The 18,758-nt window shown below is 64.4% G+C and carries 22 protein-coding genes; 6 read left to right on the top strand and 16 right to left on the bottom strand.

Annotation, left to right across the window (positions count from 1 at the left end; translation table 11 throughout):
• Positions 1-2: 2 nt before the first annotated feature.
• Positions 3-560, bottom strand: a complete 558-nt coding sequence (locus QQS38_RS07885; protein ID WP_479644995.1) for an SCO family protein — start codon at positions 558-560, stop codon at positions 3-5.
• Between the two features lie 114 nt (positions 561-674).
• Positions 675-1,379, bottom strand: coding sequence for an SURF1 family protein (locus QQS38_RS07880; RefSeq protein ID WP_479644994.1), 705 nt, complete (start codon positions 1,377-1,379; stop codon positions 675-677).
• A 159-nt stretch (positions 1,380-1,538) separates the two neighbouring features.
• Here QQS38_RS07880 and QQS38_RS07875 point away from each other — a divergent pair, with 159 nt between their 5' ends.
• A complete protein-coding gene (locus QQS38_RS07875) occupies positions 1,539-1,748 on the top strand; it encodes a twin transmembrane helix small protein (protein WP_479644811.1) in 210 nt (69 codons plus the stop codon).
• 247 nt (positions 1,749-1,995) lie between these two features.
• On the opposite strand, the gene QQS38_RS07870 is transcribed toward QQS38_RS07875, so the two are convergent.
• The 8 genes from QQS38_RS07870 to QQS38_RS07835 form a co-directional block, all read right to left on the bottom strand.
• Positions 1,996-2,853, bottom strand: a complete 858-nt coding sequence (locus QQS38_RS07870) for a cytochrome c oxidase subunit 3 (RefSeq protein ID WP_479644810.1) — start codon at positions 2,851-2,853, stop codon at positions 1,996-1,998.
• A 97-nt stretch (positions 2,854-2,950) separates the two neighbouring features.
• A complete protein-coding gene (locus QQS38_RS07865; protein WP_479644809.1) occupies positions 2,951-3,157 on the bottom strand; it encodes a DUF2970 domain-containing protein in 207 nt (68 codons plus the stop codon).
• Between the two features lie 16 nt (positions 3,158-3,173).
• Positions 3,174-3,809 (bottom strand): cytochrome c oxidase assembly protein, encoded by a 636-nt coding sequence (locus QQS38_RS07860; protein WP_479644808.1) that lies wholly within the window; start codon positions 3,807-3,809, stop codon positions 3,174-3,176.
• Positions 3,810-3,839: 30 nt separating this feature from the next.
• On the bottom strand, positions 3,840-3,971 hold the full coding sequence (locus QQS38_RS07855; RefSeq protein WP_479644807.1) for a cytochrome oxidase small assembly protein: 132 nt from the start codon (positions 3,969-3,971) through the stop codon (positions 3,840-3,842).
• Positions 3,972-4,100: 129 nt separating this feature from the next.
• On the bottom strand, positions 4,101-5,708 hold the full coding sequence (gene ctaD / locus QQS38_RS07850) for a cytochrome c oxidase subunit I (RefSeq protein ID WP_479644806.1): 1,608 nt from the start codon (positions 5,706-5,708) through the stop codon (positions 4,101-4,103).
• A 34-nt stretch (positions 5,709-5,742) separates the two neighbouring features.
• Positions 5,743-7,113 carry a cytochrome c oxidase subunit II gene (gene coxB, locus QQS38_RS07845; protein ID WP_479644805.1) on the bottom strand — a complete coding sequence of 457 codons (1,371 nt, stop codon included), beginning with the start codon at positions 7,111-7,113 and terminating at the stop codon, positions 5,743-5,745.
• Positions 7,114-7,191: 78 nt separating this feature from the next.
• Positions 7,192-7,668: a DUF2244 domain-containing protein gene (locus tag QQS38_RS07840; RefSeq protein WP_479644804.1), complete on the bottom strand. Its 477-nt coding sequence runs from the start codon at positions 7,666-7,668 to the stop codon at positions 7,192-7,194.
• Between the two features lie 310 nt (positions 7,669-7,978).
• On the bottom strand, positions 7,979-8,944 hold the full coding sequence (locus tag QQS38_RS07835) for a methyltransferase domain-containing protein (protein ID WP_479644803.1): 966 nt from the start codon (positions 8,942-8,944) through the stop codon (positions 7,979-7,981).
• Between the two features lie 153 nt (positions 8,945-9,097).
• On the opposite strand from QQS38_RS07835, the gene QQS38_RS07830 reads away from it, so the two are divergent.
• Positions 9,098-9,886 carry a ComF family protein gene (locus tag QQS38_RS07830; protein WP_479644993.1) on the top strand — a complete coding sequence of 263 codons (789 nt, stop codon included), beginning with the start codon at positions 9,098-9,100 and terminating at the stop codon, positions 9,884-9,886.
• A 24-nt stretch (positions 9,887-9,910) separates the two neighbouring features.
• Positions 9,911-10,381, top strand: a complete 471-nt coding sequence (gene trmL, locus QQS38_RS07825; RefSeq protein ID WP_479644802.1) for a tRNA (uridine(34)/cytosine(34)/5-carboxymethylaminomethyluridine(34)-2'-O)-methyltransferase TrmL — start codon at positions 9,911-9,913, stop codon at positions 10,379-10,381.
• Here the strand turns inward: trmL and QQS38_RS07820 are convergent.
• The 5 genes from QQS38_RS07820 to QQS38_RS07800 all read right to left on the bottom strand — a co-directional run bounded on the left by QQS38_RS07820 (position 10,378) and on the right by QQS38_RS07800 (position 13,366).
• Entirely contained in the window at positions 10,378-10,908 is a 531-nt protein-coding gene (locus QQS38_RS07820; protein WP_479644801.1) for an O-acetyl-ADP-ribose deacetylase, read from the bottom strand. The genes trmL and QQS38_RS07820 overlap by 4 nt on opposite strands.
• A gap of 95 nt (positions 10,909-11,003) precedes the next feature.
• A complete protein-coding gene (locus QQS38_RS07815) occupies positions 11,004-12,032 on the bottom strand; it encodes an NAD(P)H-dependent glycerol-3-phosphate dehydrogenase (protein WP_479644800.1) in 1,029 nt (342 codons plus the stop codon).
• Positions 12,033-12,054: 22 nt separating this feature from the next.
• The gene (secB, locus tag QQS38_RS07810; protein WP_479644799.1) at positions 12,055-12,531 is read right to left on the bottom strand and encodes a protein-export chaperone SecB; all 477 of its coding nucleotides are present in this window, start codon (positions 12,529-12,531) and stop codon (positions 12,055-12,057) included.
• 151 nt (positions 12,532-12,682) lie between these two features.
• Positions 12,683-12,943, bottom strand: coding sequence for a glutaredoxin 3 (grxC, locus tag QQS38_RS07805; RefSeq protein ID WP_116137008.1), 261 nt, complete (start codon positions 12,941-12,943; stop codon positions 12,683-12,685).
• Between the two features lie 12 nt (positions 12,944-12,955).
• The gene (locus QQS38_RS07800) at positions 12,956-13,366 is read right to left on the bottom strand and encodes a rhodanese-like domain-containing protein (protein WP_479644798.1); all 411 of its coding nucleotides are present in this window, start codon (positions 13,364-13,366) and stop codon (positions 12,956-12,958) included.
• Positions 13,367-13,503: 137 nt separating this feature from the next.
• Between QQS38_RS07800 and gpmA the strand changes: the two genes are divergently transcribed.
• From gpmA to QQS38_RS07785, 3 genes are all read left to right on the top strand, one after another.
• On the top strand, positions 13,504-14,250 hold the full coding sequence (gpmA, locus tag QQS38_RS07795) for a 2,3-diphosphoglycerate-dependent phosphoglycerate mutase (RefSeq protein WP_479644797.1): 747 nt from the start codon (positions 13,504-13,506) through the stop codon (positions 14,248-14,250).
• Between the two features lie 182 nt (positions 14,251-14,432).
• On the top strand, positions 14,433-15,986 hold the full coding sequence (locus QQS38_RS07790) for a S41 family peptidase (protein ID WP_479644796.1): 1,554 nt from the start codon (positions 14,433-14,435) through the stop codon (positions 15,984-15,986).
• 120 nt (positions 15,987-16,106) lie between these two features.
• Entirely contained in the window at positions 16,107-16,886 is a 780-nt protein-coding gene (locus tag QQS38_RS07785; protein WP_479644795.1) for a HesA/MoeB/ThiF family protein, read from the top strand.
• Here QQS38_RS07785 and ptsP read toward each other — a convergent pair.
• Positions 16,863-18,617 carry a phosphoenolpyruvate--protein phosphotransferase gene (gene ptsP, locus QQS38_RS07780; protein ID WP_479644794.1) on the bottom strand — a complete coding sequence of 585 codons (1,755 nt, stop codon included), beginning with the start codon at positions 18,615-18,617 and terminating at the stop codon, positions 16,863-16,865. The two genes, QQS38_RS07785 and ptsP, sit on opposite strands and share 24 nt — an antisense overlap.
• Positions 18,618-18,758 lie beyond the last annotated feature (141 nt).

Genomic DNA, 18,758 nt, shown 5'->3' with positions numbered 1-18,758 from the left:
CTTCAGCCGATACTCGACGAACTCAAGAGCTTGCTGATGTCGCGCTTGATCTTGCTCGGGTCCGGGTGAGCCGGAAAGCGCATCATCAAATTGCCGTTGGGATCGACGAGATAAATGTGATCGGTATCGCGCGTGCCCGCCTCGCTCGGCAGCCAAGCCGCCAGCGCCGAGGGATCGGCCACCAGCTTGCGCGTCTCCGGATAGGCTTGCTCGATCGCAGGCGGCACGGCATCGGCATCCGTGCGCAGCCATACCGTGACGATGCGTTCGCGCTCGCCGGCCTGTGTCGCGCGGACCTGGCGCATGAAATAAAGCTTGGTCACACACGCTTGGTCGCACGCGCTGCGATCGACGCTGATCATGAGCCAGCGCCCGCGCAGCGAGGCTAGGGCCATCGGCTTGTTCGCTTCGTCCTTGACGATGAGCGCCTCGGAGATCGGCCGCTGCGGCTCGATCAGCGTGCCGTAATTGGTCGCACCGCCTTTCGGCTTGAACACGTAGTAGGTGAGATAGGAAGCGATCACCGGGGCAGCGCAGACGAGCGCAATGAGCAGCACCATCCATCGGCCGCGAGCCCAAGAGGCGCGTCCAGCCGTTGGGGCGCGGGCGCCCGCGGCGTTTGCGGGCTCGCGCTCCTTCATGCGTTCAGATGACTTCGACAACGTGATTTCCTCTCAAGATTCTTTCTTCGCCGCGCGTCTCGCGGCGTACAAGCCGAACCCCAGCGCCGCGGCCGCCATGCCCCACCACTGGAGCATGTACCCGTAATTGCGCTCGACGCCCATCGCGGGCGCGGGCCAGTCGCGCACGAGCCCGTCGCCGTCATCGCTCGTTTGGTCGATGACGAACGGCTGCAAAGCGAGCCCCGTCTCGGCCGCGAAGGAGGCGACATCCAGGTTCTGCCGAATCTGCTGATGCGCGGCCGAGCCGCCCTCTCCCAGCTCGAAGGCCTGCGATGCGTTCGCTCGCGCAATGCCCTCGATCGCGACCTCACCCGCGGGCGTCCGGTACGGTGCCATCGCCGTGCGCACGTCGGCGTTGCGCGGCAGCCAGCCGCGATTGACGAGCACGTAACCGCCGCCCGCCAGTTGCAGCGGCATCACGACGTAAAACCCGGGCCGGTCTTGGTAGGGCCGGTTGTCGAGATAGACGACGCGTTCCGGCATGAAGCGGCCCACCGCCTTGACGCGATGATAGGCAATCGAGGCGACCGCAATAGGCTGGGCGCCGACCGGCTGTGCCGGCGCATGCTCGTAGCGCTCGATCTGTGCCTGCAGCGCCTCCTTTTGATGCGCGCGGTCGCGTTGCCAAAAACCGAGCCTGATCGTCACTGCCATGACGAGGGCAATGAGCAGAGCGGGAACGAGGCGGATCTTCATACCGGTACCGTGCAAACGGCGCGCGCCGCCTCGATCGAGCTGCGCGCCGACATCGAACACGCGTTTCGCGCCGCGTCTTCGGACGGTGCTCGATCGGCATGCGCGAGTGCGATAATTGCACCGGTAGTTTTACGTCGATTTCGGATATCGGTTGGTTCCATGCACATTCTCGTAGCCGTCGCTTTCGCCCTCATCATCGCCAGTATGGTGTCGGCGCTCTATTTCATGATGCACGACCGCGGTAAGACCAAACGAATGGTCTGGTCGCTCGCGACCCGCGTCGGGCTCTCCATTTCGCTGTTCCTGTTTCTCTGGCTCGCACATTGGCTCGGCTGGATCCACTACAGCCAGGTGCCGCTCGGCCGCTGAGCGGGGCGGATCGCAGAGACCGAAGAAACGTCCGAGCGCACCGCCTAGCGGCCCGCGCTCGCTGCGCCTACCTCGTTGGTCGCTGCGACACCTTGCCGCAGCTTTTCTGCCAAAAACACAAACGCCGCCTCGATCGACTCGAAGGCGGCGCACCGGTCAAGGCCCAAGGATCTGATCGCGATGCACCACCCGTAGGCGTTGCATCGCAAGTGCGTCCCCCGTACAGCGGGACGACCTCGCACCTCCGTTACAGCCAATAGACGACGACGTACAGGCCGAGCCAAACGACGTCGACGAAGTGCCAGTACCACGCGGCGCCTTCGAATGCGAAGTGATGATCGGCGGTGAAGTGGCCGCGAATCAAGCGCACGAGCACGACCGAGAGCATCGTGCCGCCGAGGAACACGTGAAAGCCGTGAAAGCCCGTGAGCAGGAAGAAGGTCGAACCGTACACGCCCGAAGACAGGGTCAGATTCAGCTCGTTGTACGCGTGGACGTACTCGAACGCCTGCAGGAACAGAAAGCACACGCCCAGTGCGACGGTTGCGGCAAGCCAGGCAATGGCCTTGTTCCGATGATTGTCGCGCAGCGCGTGGTGCGACACGGTGAGGGTCGCGCCCGAGCTCAACAGCAATGCCGTGTTGATCGTCGGCACGGGCCACGGCACCATCGCCTTGAAGTGGCCGGCGAGCGCGGCCGGTCCCTCGTTGGGCCAAACGGCCGTGAAGTCGGGCCAAATGAGCTTGTAGTCGAGGCTGCCCAACTCGTGCAGCGCAATCATGCGCGCGTAGAACAACGCGCCGAAAAACGCGCCGAAGAACATGACTTCGGAGAAGATGAACCAACTCATGCTCCAGCGGTACGAGGTGTCGACGCGCTTGCCGTACATGCCGCTTTCCGACTCGGAAATGGCGTCGCCGAACCAGTGCCACAGCACGAAGAGCAGCCACAGCAGGCCCGCGAACATCGTATACGGAGCCCATGGCGTATCGTTGATCCAAAGCGCCAACGACCCGAGCATGACCAAGACGCCAATCGACGCCGTGACCGGGTGTCGAGACGGATTCGGCACGAAGTAATACGGGCTCTCGTTTTGACCGCTCATTGTTGATTCTCCACTTCAGTCCAGTTATGCAGTAACCGGCGGCGCGTCGGTACCGCGCCGCTTCGCTTTTTAAATTGCCTCGCCCGGGGCCGCCCGATCAACTCACGACCGCATGCACGATCGCGATCAGCACGCCGATGAAGATGGCCGCCGCGATCAGCCCCGCCGCGATCAGATGCAACGGGTTCAGTTGCGTATCGGCCTCGTGATCGGCCCGCCGCCGCACGCCGAAAAACGACCACAGCACCGCTTTCATCGTCTTGGCGAAGCTGCTCTTGCCGCCTGCGGTCATTGCCGTCTCCATGACATCCTCGCTTGCATCACGCCCCCCCGCGCCCGGGCGCAACTGCCCGCAACGCCACCGTCGACTGCATGGCCTCGCTTTGCGCCGTCTTGCCCGCCGGTACGTCGAGCTCGAAAAACGTGTACGACAGCGTGATCGTCTTCACATCGCGCGGCAGCTTCGGATCGACGTAAAACACAACGGGCATCTCGCGCGATTCATGCGCCGCAAGGGTCTGCTGCGTAAAGCAAAAGCATTCGATCTTCTTGAAATACTCGGTCGCCAACTGCGGTGCGTAGCTTGGAATCGCCTGTGCGCGCACCGCGCGATTCTGCTCGTTCGTCACGCGATACTTCACCACCGTCACTGCGCCGGGGTGAACGTCGAGACTGTTGCTCTCCGGCGTGAACCCTAGCGGGCCGCGCGCGTTCGCATCGAACTCGATCGACACCGTGCGCGTCATGTCGACCTGCGTGTTCTTCGCTTCGCCGGTCGTCACGTCTCGCTTGACCAGGTTGTTCACGCCCGTGATCTGACAAATCGCTCGGTATAGCGGCACGAGCGCGAAACCGAACCCGAACATGACCGCAGCCATGACGACCAGCTTCACGAGCATCGACCGATTGAACGATCTAAACGACCGGTCCGACTCGAGCGGCGTACGCGTCGACATTCTCTTCCTCGCTACACGTGCGACCGCGGCTCAGTGGGACAGCCACTGCTTCAGAACGGCGCCCAAAAAGAAGACGGCGACGATGGCAAGCAAAATCAAGCCGAGCCTCAAGTTGCCTGCCCGCACTTGAGCCGGCGTCCGTCTTTTTTGTGGGTGGTTCATCGTCTATTTCGTTACCGATCCGAACGCGGCGAACCGCGTCCGGCTCTGCTTTCCATACCGCCGCCAAGGCAGCTGGCGCCTGCGTGCTCCTAGGCAGGCGCCGGCCGGCTAGCGGCAGCGCACATCGATTTACTCGACCGTGGGCGGATTCTCGAACGTATGGAACGGAGCCGGGCTCGGCACCGTCCACTCGAGACCCGTCGCACCGTCCCACGGCTTGTCGGCCGCTTTCTCGAGTTCGCCGCCGCCGCGATAAGCGGGCAGCACCACGGCGAACAGGAAGTAGACCTGCGCCAAGCCGAAACCGAACGCCCCGATCGACGCCACCTGGTTCCAATCCGTGAACTGAGCGGGGTAATCGGCGTAGCGACGCGGCATACCGGCCAGGCCCACGAAGTGCATCGGGAAGAACGTCAGGTTGAAGAAGATCATCGACGCCCAGAAGTGGATCTTGCCGCGCGTCTCGTTGTACATCCAGCCCGTCCACTTCGGCGCCCAGTAGTACCAGCCCGAGAACAGCGCGAACAGCGACCCGGCCACGAGCACGTAGTGGAAGTGCGCCACCACGAAATAGGTGCCGTGGTATTGGATGTCGAGCGGCGCCATCGCCAGCATCAGGCCCGTGAACCCGCCCATCGTGAATACGAAGAGGAAGCCGATCGCAAACAGCATAGGCGTTTCGAACGACAGCGAGCCGCGCCACATCGTCGCCATCCAGTTGAACACCTTCACGCCCGTCGGCACCGCGATCAGCATCGTTGCGTACATGAAGAACAACTGCCCCGTGACCGGCATGCCCGTCACGAACATGTGGTGCGCCCACACCATGAACGAGAGGATCGCGATCGAAGCCGTCGCGTACACCATCGAGCTATAGCCGAACAGCGGCTTGCGCGAAAACGCCGGAATCACCTGCGACACGATCCCGAACGCCGGCAAGATCATGATGTAAACCTCGGGGTGCCCGAAGAACCAGAAGATGTGCTGGTACATGACCGGGTCGCCGCCGCCGGCCGCGTTGAAGAACGACGTGCCGAAGTGACGGTCGAACAGCACCATCGTGATCGCGCCGGCAAGCACCGGCATCACCGCGATCAGCAGATACGCCGTGATGAGCCAGGTCCACACGAACATCGGCATCTTCATGAGCGTCATGCCCGGCGCGCGCATGTTCAGGATCGTCACGATGATGTTGATCGAACCCATGATCGACGACGCACCCATGATGTGGACCGCGAAAATCGCGAAGTCCATGCCGGGGCCCATCTGGGTCGAAAGCGGTGCGTAAAGCGTCCAGCCCGCGGCCGTCGCGCCGCCCGGCGCGAAGAACGAGCCGACGAGCAAGCACGCCGCCACCGGCAACAGCCAGAAGCTGAAGTTGTTCATGCGCGCGAACGCCATATCGGCCGCGCCGATCTGCAACGGAATCATCCAGTTCGCGAAGCCGACGAAGGCCGGCATGATCGCGCCGAACACCATGATGAGGCCGTGCATCGTGGTGAGCTGGTTGAAGAACTCGGGACGCATGATCTGCAGGCCCGGTTCGAACAGCTCCGCTCGGATCATCAGCGCCGCGACGCCGCCCGAGAGAAACATCGTGAACGAGAACAGCAGGTACATCGTTCCGATGTCCTTGTGATTGGTGGCGAACAGCCACCGGCGCCAGCCATGCGGCGCGGCGTGCGCATGGTCGTCATGGCCATGGCCCGCGGCTACATCGTGTCCGATGCTAGACATGAGAATCTCCTAGTGCAAATAGTGCGGCGACACGTCAAGCCGCCGGTGCGGTGCGGGCTGCGACCGCTTCCGGCTGATTCGTACCCATGCGGTTGGCCATCGTGGCGCGGGCAGCGCCACGCGAAGCCGTCGGGCCGCTGGCGGCGGCAGCGCCGCTCGCCGCAGCCGCGCCGCTCGCAGCCGCCGGGGCGGCCGCGCCCGAAAGGTGATCGCCGCCCTCCGGCATCTTGCCGTTGCGAGCGTCGGCGACTTGCTTGGGCTGCAAGATGTCGCCCGTGTGATTGCCCCACGAGTTGCGCTCGAACGTAATGACCGAAGCGATCTCGACGTCGTTCAGGGTTTTGCCCCAAGTCGGCATCGCATTCTTGCCGTTCAGCACGATGCTCACGTGGTTGGCGATCGGGCCGTTGACGATCTTGCTGCCGTCGAGCGCCGGGAACGCGCCTGCGCCCTTGCCCGTCGGCTGATGGCATACCGCGCAGTTCGCCTTGTAGACTTCGCCGCCCCGCTGCATGAGTTCGGCCAGCGAATACGTCTTGTTGGGATCGTCGTTCGCGTTCGCCATCTTCTTCTTTTGGTCGTCGACCCATTTGGCGTAGTCGTCGTCGGACAGCACCGTCACGACCACCGGCATGAACGCGTGCTCCTTGCCGCACAGCTCCGTGCAGAAGCCGCGGAAGGTGCCGGTTTTCTCGGCTTTGAACCAGGTGTCGCGCACGAAGCCCGGAATCGCGTCCTGCTTGACGCCGAAGGCCGGCACGTACCACGAGTGAACGACGTCGTTCGCCGTCGTGATGATGCGGATCTTCTTGCCGACGGGAACGACGAGCGGGTTATCGACTTCCTGCAGGTACGTATCGGTGATTTGCGCCTGGCCGTTCACCTCGGTGCGCGGCGTGGTGAGCGTGGAGAAGAAGTTGATGCCTTCGCCAGGACCCTTCACGTAATCGTAGGCCCACTTCCACTGGTAGCCCGTGACTTTGACCGTGAGGTCGGCGTTGCTCGTGTCCTTCATGGCGACGACCGTTTTGGTGGCCGGCAGCGCCATGAGCACGACGATGATGAACGGCACGATCGTCCAAATGATTTCGACGGTGGTGCTTTCGTGGAAATTGGCGGCCTTGTGCCCCTTCGACTTGCGATGCTTGATGATCGAATAGAACATCACGCCGAAGACGCCGACGAAAATCACCGTGCACAGCAGCAGCATCATCATGTGCAGGTGATACAGCTCTTCGGCGATCTTCGTCACGGGCGGCTGGAAATTGATTTCGTTGACGGCGGGGCCGCCCGGACTATCGCCGACTGCCAAGGCAGCATGCGCGCTGAGCAGCCCGCACGACGCCAGCACGCCCATCAGGGCTCGCTTGATTGTTTTCATAGCTTCCTTACCCAAAATTTCCATTCAAACCCTCGCCCCCGCCGATGGCCGGCCCGATTCACATCAACCGCATGCATCGACCGCGCGCAAGCGCCGCCTCCTTCAACCGCACGCGCCAAGCGCCGCCCGCAACTCCCTGGCGAACGACGCACGCCGGTATTGCGCGAGATGCACCCCGACCACGACCGCCTGCCCGCGCGACACGACTTTGACCGGATCGCGCAGCGACGCACCGTGTTCGACCCGCACCCAACGCGGATTGAATTCGAATTGCGTCAACCGCTGCGCGCTCATCTGCTCGATCACGAGCCGGTTCGGGTAGAGCCGGATACGCTCGTAATCGATCGTATGGCGCGCATGAATCACAAACGCGACACCGACCACCAGCAATTCGATGCCCGTGAACGGCACCACCGGCCACGCGCCGCGCAAGACGAGCGACGCCGCGATGGCCGATGAAAACAAGGCCAAAGACGCATAGAACAAAACGAACTGCCGTGGCGAAACCGAGCAATTGCGCTTCATCAGCCAATCTCGAACGACGGGCTCCGCCTCCGTCTGCAGGGTTGCTGCTGCCATCGCCGCCTCCTGCGCATGCCATTGAGCACACCGCGCTTTTCGGGGCCTGCCGCCCCGTGATGTGGGGATCTCCGGGCGACAAACTGACGCATTATAGGCGGGTTCAATGGCATCCACAAGCAAACGACTATCGGCCGAAAAGCCAGGTGCGACAAGCGTTTGCGCGCTTTCAGGCGGGCTTTTCGGCGTTGTCTCGCTCACTGATTTCGACCATAACCGATCGGGGCTTTACGTTCCGCGACAAAGCGTCGCAGCCGCGAAATTTTCGGAACGACACCGCGGCCGCGCCTGCGCGCCCTGTGCCCCGGCCCTAGCCGGGCCGCCGGCGGCCGATGTCTTCGACCCGCACGATGGCATGCCCATCGGCCGTCGTGCGCGGCACCGCTTTCCACGCGTGCCCGTATATCACCTCGAACGTCAGCGCGATCGTCCCGTCCGCGCGCCGCCTCGCTTCCAGGGCCGCGAGCAATGCGGCATGGATGCGCCGCGGGTGAGCGGGCTGCGTCGCGGCAAAGGCGCGGCGATGCGGGTAGGCGCCCCAGCGGCGCACGTCGGCCAGGAGCGACTCGGGGGAGGTGTAGGTGATCGTCAGCGTCTCCTGATCCATCACGGGAATCTCGAAGCCGCTTTCGACGAGCATGTCGCCCAAATCGTGCATATCGACGAAATCGATCACGCGCGGCGCCCCGGGCAGGCCATGCGCCGCCTCGACTTCGGCATAGGCCGCGCGCAGTTCGCGCAGCGTGTCGGGGCCGAGCGTGCTGAACATCAACAGACCGCTGGGTTTGAGCACGCGCTGCCATTCGGGCAGTACGCTATCGGGTTGCGAGTGCCAATGCAGCGCCAGATTGGACCAAATGAAATCGAACGCGCCATCCGCAAAAGGCAGCGCGGAGAAATCGGCCTGGGCGAGACGCGGCCCGCGCACGCCTAGCGAGCGTTGCAGCGCGGCCGGCAGCAACCGCCGCCATCCCGGGTCGCCGGCCGCCTGGGGCAACGCGCGCACGAGCATAGCGCGCGACAGATCGATGCCGACGAGCGGCGTTTCGGGGAAGCGCTCGCGCAAGAGCGGGAGATCGTCGCCCACGCCGCAACCCGCATCGAGCATGCTCGCGGGGCTGACCTTGATATATTCGAGACGCTCGCGCATGCGCTGCGAAATCTCGCGCGGCAGGAACGCCACCTCGCCGAAGGTTGCAGCGCGGCGGTCGAATATCCGCCGCACAAGTCGGGAATCGTAGGCCGGACGGCCGGACTTTGCGGCAGTAGGAGACATGACGGTCGAACGAGCGAAGAGCCCGAAGTATACTCGCTCGCTTCAATCCGTCCAGCGAGGAAGGCATCCATGGCGCATGCACCGGGGCCGGCGCCGCATCATCGCGGGCCGAACACGAGCCGTGGCGGCGCGCACGGCGAATCCGAGCGCGGTTTGCATCGCGCAACCGCGCCGCTGGCAACGCTCGCGCCCTTCACGCAGGTCGCGCCCCTCGTTCGGCGCGTCGCTCGCGTCGCCCTGCCGCGTCACTGCCTGCTCTGCGGCGTGGCTTGCGCCCCCTTGCGAGAAAGTCCGATCTGCTCGGCTTGCGACGCCGCATATTGGAACGAGCCTCGGCTTCGCTGCGTGAAATGCGCCCTGCCGCTGCCGGCGTTGCGCGCAGGCAGAGCGGCGCCGGCGCGATTCGTCTGCGCCGGATGCACGCGTGTGCCTCCCATGTTCGATGCCACGCTCGCATTGGCCGACTACCGCCCGCCGCTCGAGCGGCTCGCGCTCGGGCTCAAGTTCCATTCGCGCTTGGCCGTCGCGCGCGAGTTCGCCAAGCGGCTCGCGCAGCTCGCGCAGGATCACCCGGCCTGCGCGCCGCGGCCGGACGTCATCGTGCCGATGCCGCTCGCACACGGGCGGCTCGTCGCGCGCGGCTTCAACCAGGCGTGGGAAATTGCGCGCCCGCTTGCGCGGGCGCTCGGCGTAGCGGCGGGGCCCACGCTGCTACAACGTATCGCCGATACGGCTCAGCAATCGAGGCTCGATCGCCAAGCGCGCCGCCGCAACGTTGCGGCGGCCTTTCGCGTGAGGCAGGCCGTGCGCGGCCTGCACGTGGGCCTCGTCGACGATGTCATGACCTCGGGCGCGACGCTGGACGCAGCGGCGCGCGAGCTGAAGGCCGCCGGCGCCCGGCGCGTGACTTGTTTCGTCGCGCTGCGCACCCCACGAGACTAATTACTTTTTTGCCGCCCTCACACCATGTTCAACGTCGTTCTAGTCGAACCCGAAATTCCGCCGAACACAGGCAACGTGATCCGGCTGTGCGCCAATACCGGCGCACGGCTCCATCTCATCGAACCGCTCGGGTTCCCGCTCGACGATGCGAAGATGCGGCGCGCGGGCCTCGATTATCACGAGTACGCTCAAATGCGCGTGCATAAAAACTGGGACGCGCTGCTCGCGAGCGAGACGCCCGACACCACGCGGATGTTCGCGTTCACGACGCGTGGCTCGGGGCGCTTTCACGAAGTAAGCCTCAGACCAGGCGACTGGTTCGTCTTCGGCGCCGAGACTCGCGGTTTGCCGGCCGGCCTGCTCGAGCGCTTTCCCGCCGCGCAGCGGGTGCGGTTGCCGATGCGTCCAGGCAATCGGAGCATGAATCTATCGAACACGGTAGCGATCGTGGTGTTCGAGGCTTGGCGCCAGGCGGGATTCGAAGGCGGCGCCTAACGGCGCGCGAGCTCGGCTTCGTACGAACGCAGCATCGGTTCGCCGAAACAAGCGAACACGACCCGCGTCACCTGCGGGGAAGCGGGCAACGCATCGACAACGCTATCGATCGCAATGCGCACCGCTTGCTCGACGGGAAAACGGTACACCCCGCAACTGATGGCGGGAAACGCGATGCTCTCGCAGCCCACCTCGCGCGCAAGCTCCAGCGAGCGCCGGTAACAAGATGCGAGTAATTCGGCTTCCCCATGAGCGCCGCCGCGCCACACAGGACCGACTGCGTGAATCACGTATTTCGCCGGCAGGCGGTAGCCGAGCGTGCGTTTCGCGTCCCCCGTCGCACAACCGCCCAGCGCTGCGCATTCGCGCAGCAAGTCCGCGCCGGCCGCCCGGTGAATCGCGCCATCCACGCCGCCCCCGCCGAGCAGCGAGGTGTTCGCCGCGTTGACGATGGCGTCCACCGCGAGGGTCGTGATGTCGGCCTCGCACGCCTCCAATCGGCATGCGCCAAGCATAAGGGAAGACATGGCTCGCTCCTTTTCGCGCCCGCCGGCGCGATGCCGTGCAATGCGCGCAACACAGCGCCGACGAGCGCAATCGAACCGCATCGCGGCGCCGCGGGTCAGCCCGCTCGAGGCTTCCCGCCGGTCGTCTCGGCTCGCGCATCGCGGCGCAGCAACGCATCGACAGCAGCACGCGGCGCCACGCCATCGAACAGCACGGAACATACCGCCTGCGTAATCGGCACATCCACGCCGTGCGCGCGTGCAATGGCAAGCACGGCGCGCGCGCAACGAACGCCCTCGGCCACATGGCCAAGGGCCGCAAGAATGTCATCGAGTGTGCGGCCCTGCGCGAGTTGCAATCCGACCGTTCGGTTGCGCGACAGATCGCCCGTAGCGGTGAGAATGAGGTCGCCGAGGCCGGTCAAGCCCGTGAACGTTTCGGCTCGGCCGCCGAGCGCCGCGCCGAGCCGGGACATTTCGGCAAGCCCGCGCGTGATCAACGCCGCCCGCGCATTCATGCCGAGCGAAAGACCGTCGGCGATACCGGTGGCGATCGCCAGCACGTTCTTCACCGCACCGCCCACTTCGACGCCGATCAGATCGTCCCCGGTATAGATGCGCATCGCGCCATGATGAAACGCAGCGAGCGTGCGCTCGCGGCAAGCGGCCGACGCACTGGCGACCGTCAGTGCAACGGGCAGGCCCGACGCCACTTCGCGCGCGAAGCTAGGGCCGGACAGCGCGCCGTTGCTCGGGTGCCCTGCCAACTCCTGCGCGACGACCTGATGCGGAAGCAACTGCGTATCGGCTTCGAAGCCTTTGCAAACCCAGACGAAATGCGCCGGCACGCACTGCGCTTCGTCGCGCATGGCGCGGCACAGCGCGCGCAGCCCCGCGACGGGCGTCGCAACGACGACGAGCGAAGCGTCGTCGGCCGCATGCGCGAGCGCCGCTTGCAAGCCGGCCTCGTAGCGAAGCGCGGCGGGCAATGCAACGCCCGGTAGGTAGTGGGTGTTCTCGTGCTTGGCGGCGAGTTCGGCGACGAGCGCCGGATCGCGCGCCCACAGCACCGTGTCGTGCCGCACGGCCAGATGCGCCGCGAGCGCGGTACCCCACGCTCCGGCCCCAAGTACTGCGACCTTCATGGCCGGCGCCGCCGTCGTTGGCTCAGTGCTGCGTGGCGTTGGCCGCCGCGCCGCCCTGCTGGTTCTCGCTCAACTGCGCGAGACGCTGCTCGTAGAGCGCCTGGAAGTTGATCTCGGCCAAGTGGATGGGCGGGAAGCCCGCACGCGTGATCGCATCGGCGATGTTCGAGCGCAAGTACGGGAAGATGATGGTCGGGCACGCGATGCCGACGAGCGGATCGATCTGCTCGGCGGGGATGTTGCGAATGTCGAAAATCCCGGCTTGCTTGGCCTCGATGAGGAACGCGACCTTATCGCTCACCTTGGCCGTTACCGTGCCGGTGACGATGACTTCGAAGACGCTTTCGGCCAGACGCTCGGCCTTGACGTCGACTTCGACTTCGACCGAAGGCATGTCCTGCTCGAGGAAAATCGCCGGCGAATTGGGCTGCTCGAGCGACAAATCCTTCAGGTAGACACGCTGAATGTTGAAGAACGGCTGGTTGTTCTGATCCGACATGGTGACTCCGATAGATGAATGGCGCCGCGGCAAGATGCAAACGGGCCGCTTGCGTGCTGGTGGCGCCCGAGCCGAGACTCGGGCGCATGGCCTATGGAAAGCGTGAAGCGATCGCGTTGAAAGCGCGCCGTGCGGCCGCCCGCTCGTGCGCTCAGGCTTGGCCGAGCAGCGGCATCAAGCCGCCGGCCCGGTCGAGCGCCGACAAATCGTCATAGCCGCCGACGTGGGTATCGCCGATGAACACTTGGGGCACGGTGCGACGCCCCGTGCGCGTCATCATCTCCTCGCGACGGGCGGGGTCCTTGTCGATCAAGATCTTTTCGATGTGTTGGACGCCGCGCGACTTCAATAGCCGCTCGGCCATCTGGCAATACGGGCATACCTGCGTGCTGTACATAACGACCGAATTCACTCTCGCACTCCTTTACTTGACGACCGGCATGCCGGCCTGCTGCCACGCGGTCAAACCGCCTTGCAGCACGTGGACCTCGGTGTAGCCCGCCGCCTTGACGATGTGCGACGCTTTGTTCGACTGCAGCCCCGTCTGGCAAACGAGCAAAACCGGCGTGGCCTTATTCTTCGCGATTTGGCCGATCTTTGCTTGGAGCTCGTCGAGCGCGAGGTGACGCGCGGCCGGCAGGTGGCCGGCAGCATAGTCGGGCGCCGCGCGCAAATCGACGACGACGGCATTGCGGCGATTGATGAGCTGCGTCGCTTCGGCGGCCGACAAGCCGCCGCGGCCGCGTCCCGTAACGAGCGGCCAAAGCAGCAGGGCGCCGGAGACGACGAGCGCCGCGAGCAGCACGAGGTTGGTGTAATCGGTAAAAAACGTCACGGGTATCCGCCAAAAGTGCGCCAAAAGTGAACAGGCAATCCGACCATTATAAAATAACCGTCTGACGCGATGGCGCTCTGCTTTTCGGCCGAGCCGCCGGCGCGCGACGCGCTTCCTCACTACCGACCGACAACCTCATGTACAAGCTCGTTCTCATCCGCCACGGCGAATCGACGTGGAACAAGGAAAACCGCTTCACCGGCTGGGTCGACGTCGATCTGACCGAACAAGGCAACCGCGAGGCCCAGCAAGCGGGCCAGTTGCTCAAAGAAGCCGGCTACACGTTCGATATCGCCTACACCTCGGTGCTCAAGCGCGCAATCCGCACGCTTTGGCACGTGCAGGACCAGATGGATCTCATGTATATCCCCGTGGTCCACTCCTGGCGCTTGAACGAGCGCCACTACGGTGCGCTCGCCGGACTGAACAAAGCCGAAACCGCGGCCAAATACGGCGACGATCAAGTGCTGATCTGGCGCCGCAGCTACGACACGCCGCCGCCCGCGCTCGAGCCGACGGACCCGCGCGCCTCTTATGACGATCCGCGCTATGCGAAGGTGCCCCGCGCCGAATTGCCGCTCACCGAGTGCCTGAAGGACACGGTCGCGCGCGTGCTGCCGATCTGGAACGAGTCCATCGCCCCGGCCCTCAAGGGCGGCAAGCAAGTGCTCATCGCAGCGCACGGTAATTCGCTGCGCGCGCTGATCAAGCACCTGGACGGGATCTCCGACAGCGACATCGTCGGGTTGAACATCCCCAACGGCGTGCCGCTCGTCTACGAGCTGGACGCAAGCCTGAAGCCGATCCAGCACTACTATCTCGGCGATCAAGAGGCGATCGCGAAGGCGCAAGCGGCCGTCGCCAAGCAAGGCAAAGCCGGCTAACCCGCGCCGGTTCGCGCGCCCGGCACCCGCCTTGCCGCACGGCGCGCGAACCGAACGGCCCGTCGACGGTCCAATCTCGACCTATCGCGGCTGCGCCACCGCGCGGTCCCCGCCGAGCAGTTATACTTGACCGTCCCTCGCCCTCGGCGTTCACACCCTGTTTCCCGACCGCACCAGACTCTATGCGCACGAAACTCAAGAACATCGGCTTGATCGCCGCTGGCCTCGCCACCGGCGTCTTTGCGACGCTGCAATTTTCTGCCGCAGCGCAGCAGCAAGTCAGCACGCCGCTGCCGCTCGACCAGTTGCGTCTCTTCGCCGAGGTGTTCGGGCAGATCAAGCACGATTACGTCGTGCCGGTCGACGATAAGAAACTGCTCACCGAGGCGATCAAAGGCATGGTTTCCAGCCTCGATCCCCACTCGTCTTATCTCGATAAGACCGATTATCAGGAGCTGCAAGAGCAGACGAAGGGCCGTTTCGCGGGTCTAGGCATCGAGATTTCGCAGGAAGACGGCCTCATCAAGGTGATTTCGCCGATCGAAGACACGCCCGCGTTCCATGCGGGCCTGCGCCCCGGCGATCTCATCACGCGCATCAACGATAAGCCGGTGCGCGGCATGACGCTCGATCAGGCCGTCAAGCAAATGCGCGGCGAGCCAGGCACCAAGGTCACGCTCACGATCTTCCGCAAGAGCGACGATCGCACGTTCCCCGTCACCGTCACGCGCGCGATCATCCGCGTGCAGAGCGTGAAGACGAAGGTGCTTGCCCCCGGCTACGCCTATGTGCGCATCACGAGCTTCCAGGAGCGCACCGTCCCCGATCTCGCGTCCAAGCTCGAAGACATCGCCCGCGAGCAGCCGAACCTGAAAGGTTTCGTGCTCGACTTGCGCAACAACGGCGGCGGCTTGCTGCAAAGCGCAGTAGGCGTCGCGGGCGCGTTCTTGCCGGCCAATTCGGTCGTCGTCTCGACCAACGGCCAAATTCCCGATTCGAAGCAGGTGTACCGCGACACGTACGACAACTATCGTCTGCCCTCGTTCGATTCCGATCCGCTCAAGAATCTGCCTGCCGTCTACAAGAGCGTGCCGATGGTCGTGCTCACCAATGCCTATTCGGCGTCGGCCTCCGAAATCGTCGCGGGCGCGCTGCAAGATCAGCACCGCGCGCTGATCATGGGCAAAACGACGTTCGGCAAGGGGTCGGTGCAAACGGTGCGTCCGCTCACGTCCGACACGGCGCTGCGTTTGACGACGGCTTACTACTACACGCCTAGCGGCCGCTCGATTCAAAACAAGGGTATTCGCCCCGATATCGCGGTCGATCAATACGCCGAGGGCGATCCCGACGACGCACTCGTCACGCGCGAGGTCGATTACTCGAACCACCTGGCCAACAAGCAAGACCCGAACGAGAAGAAGGAGCAAGAGCAGCGCGAGAAGGATCGTCTGCAGCAGCTTCAGCAACTCGAAGAGGAAAACGACAAGAAGACGCCCGAGCAGCGCGCCAAGGATCGCGACCGCAAGCCGATCGAGTTCGGCTCGGCCGACGATTTCATGCTTCAGCAAGCCCTGAACAAGCTCGAAGGCAAGCAGGTGCAGTTGTCCAAGTCGGTGACCGAACGCAAGCTCGCCGAGAACAAGCCGCAGCGCTCGGCTTCGGCGCCGATCGCCGTCAAGCCGGCATCGCCGGCGCCGGCGGCGTCCGCGCCGGCGGCCTCGCCCAGCAAGTAACATCGCCGGCCCGCCTTCGCCGCGCCCCGCTCGCTCCGATTGAACCGGGCGAGCGCGCGGGGCGGCGAGGGCGCAGCTTCACCGGCGCCACCGCATGAGCGCTTTCCGACGCGCGCCGCCATGAACGACGATCAACTCCTTCGCTATTCCCGCCATATCCTCGTCGACGAGATCGGCATCGAGGCGCAGCAACGCTTCCTCGACGCGCACGCGATCGTGGTCGGCGCAGGCGGGCTCGGCTCGCCCGCCGCCATGTATCTCGCCGCTGCCGGTGTCGGCCGCTTGACGCTCGTCGACGGCGATGTCGTCGATCTGACCAACCTGCAGCGGCAGATTCTGCATGGGACGGCAACGGTCGGTCGCAAAAAGGTGGATTCGGGCCGCGAAGCCCTTGCTCGCATGAATCCGGAAGTGCGCGTGGAGGCGGTGGACCGGCGTGTCGATGACGCGTGGCTCGATGCGCACGTTCCAGCCGCCACCGTGGTGCTCGACTGCACCGACAATTTTGCGACGCGCCATGCGATCAATCGCGCCTGCGTGAAGCACCGAGTGCCGCTCGTATCGGGCGCGGCATTGCGCTTCGACGGGCAAATCAGCACGTTCGATTTCCGCGACGCCAGCTCGCCCTGCTATGCCTGCGTGTTCCCCGAAGACCAGCCGTTCGAGGAAGTCGCATGCTCGACGATGGGCGTTTTCGCGCCCACGGTCGGCATTATCGGCACGATGCAGGCAGCCGAGGCCTTGCGCGTGATCGGCGGCATCGGCCAGCCCTTGACGGGCCGGCTGATGATGCTCGATTCACTGCGGATGGAATGGACGACGATGAAAATCGCGCGCCAGAGCGACTGCCCCGTATGCGGGAGCGGGAGCGGCGGCTCAGGCTTGGGCGAGGCAACGTAACGCAGCCTGCACCTCTTCGGGTTCGAATGCGGCCAGCACATCGGCGGCAGGCTTTTCGAGCGCAGATAGATTCGCTCGCAAGATCTCCTGCTTGACCACCAGCAGTTGGCTCGGATGCATCGAGAACTCGGTCAATCCCATTCCGAGCAGCAGCCGGGTAAGCTGCGGGTCGCCCGCCATCTCGCCGCAAACGGACACCGGCACGCCCGCGCGTTTGGCCTCGCGCAGCGTGAACGCGATCAAATGCAGCACGGCCGGATGCAGCGGGTCGTACAGATGGGCAACGGCGTTGTCGGCCCGATCGATCGCAAGCGTGTATTGGATCAGGTCGTTCGTGCCGATCGACAAAAAGTCCACACGCTTCAAGAACAGCGGCAGCGCGATCGCCGCTGCCGGAATCTCGATCATCGCGCCTACGCGCACGCCCGGATCGTACGGCAGCCCGGCATCGTCGAGCTGCCGCTTGGCCTCGCGGATCAAATCGAGCGTCTGGTCGATCTCCTGCGCGTGAGCGAGCATCGGCACGAGAATGCGCACCTGCCCGAACGCGGAGGCGCGCAGAATCGCACGCAACTGCGTGAGGAACATCTGCGGCTCGGATAAGCTCCAGCGAATCGCCCGCAAGCCGAGGGCGGGGTTGGGGGCACTCTCGTAACCTTCGACGCCGATCGAATCGAGCGGCTTATCGGCGCCGACGTCGATCGTCCGGATCGTCACCGGCAGGCCGCTCATGAACTCGACCGCCCGCTTGTACGCTTCGAACTGCTCTTCCTCTTCCGGCAACCTGTCCTTGTGATTCATGAACAGGAACTCGGTGCGAAACAGCCCCACGCCGACGGCCCCGGACTCGACGGCCACCCGCGCATCCTCGGGCAATTCGATGTTGGCATAGAGCGAGATCTTCGTGCCGCACAACGTTTGCGTGGGCGTGAACTTGAGCCGCTGCAGCTTCTTTTGCTCGAGCAGCTTCTCGCTTTGCCGATACGAGTACTCTTCGAGCACGATCGGCGCGGGATCGACGATGACGATGCCGCGGTCGCCGTCGACGATGATCAGATCGTCCTGGCGAATCAACGCGCTGGCATGCTGCACGCCCACCGCGGCCGGAATGCCGAGGCTGCGCGCGACGATCGCGGTATGCGAGGTACGGCCGCCCAAGTCGGTCACGAACCCTTGGAAAGTCTGCGTCTTGAACTGCAGCATGTCCGCGGGCGAAATGTCGTGGGCGACGACGATCATGTCGTCGGCCGATTGTGCGTTGGCGCCATCGATGAGCGCCGCCGCCGACGGCGCGCCCGCGAGCGCCTTCAAGATGCGTTCGACCACCTGCTGCACATCGGCCTTGCGCTCGCGCAGATACGCGTCTTCGATGTCGTCGAAATGACGCGCGAGCCGCTCGAGCTGCTCGGTCAACGCCCATTCGACGTTGTAGCGCCGCGTGCGGATCAGGTCCATCGTCTCTTGCACGAGCATCGCGTCCTTCAGAATCATCGAATGGACGTTGATGAATGCACCCACTTCGCTCGGCGCGTCGGCGGACAGATCGTCGCTCAACCGATCGAGTTCGCTTTGCACGGCGATCAAAGCGGCGCGAAAGCGCTCGATCTCGCCTTCGATTTGCGGCGGATCCACGAGGTAGTGATCGACGTCGAGCGCTGCAGGCGCAATGAGATAGGCGCGCCCGATCGCGATGCCGCGTGACACCGGAATACCATGCAGCGAAAACGACACGCGCACCTCCTCGAGTTGTGTGATGCCGCGGGAAATACCGCTAGCCCGAGATTATAGATTCCACTGACCGTTGCTGACTGCGTGCGGCGCAGCATCGCGGGGAGTCGCTCGGCGCCAGGGCCCCTCCTCGGAAGGATAAAC

It is taken from the genome of Trinickia sp. Z7 (assembly GCF_056498045.1).
This window is presented reverse-complemented; position numbering and strand designations above follow the sequence as displayed.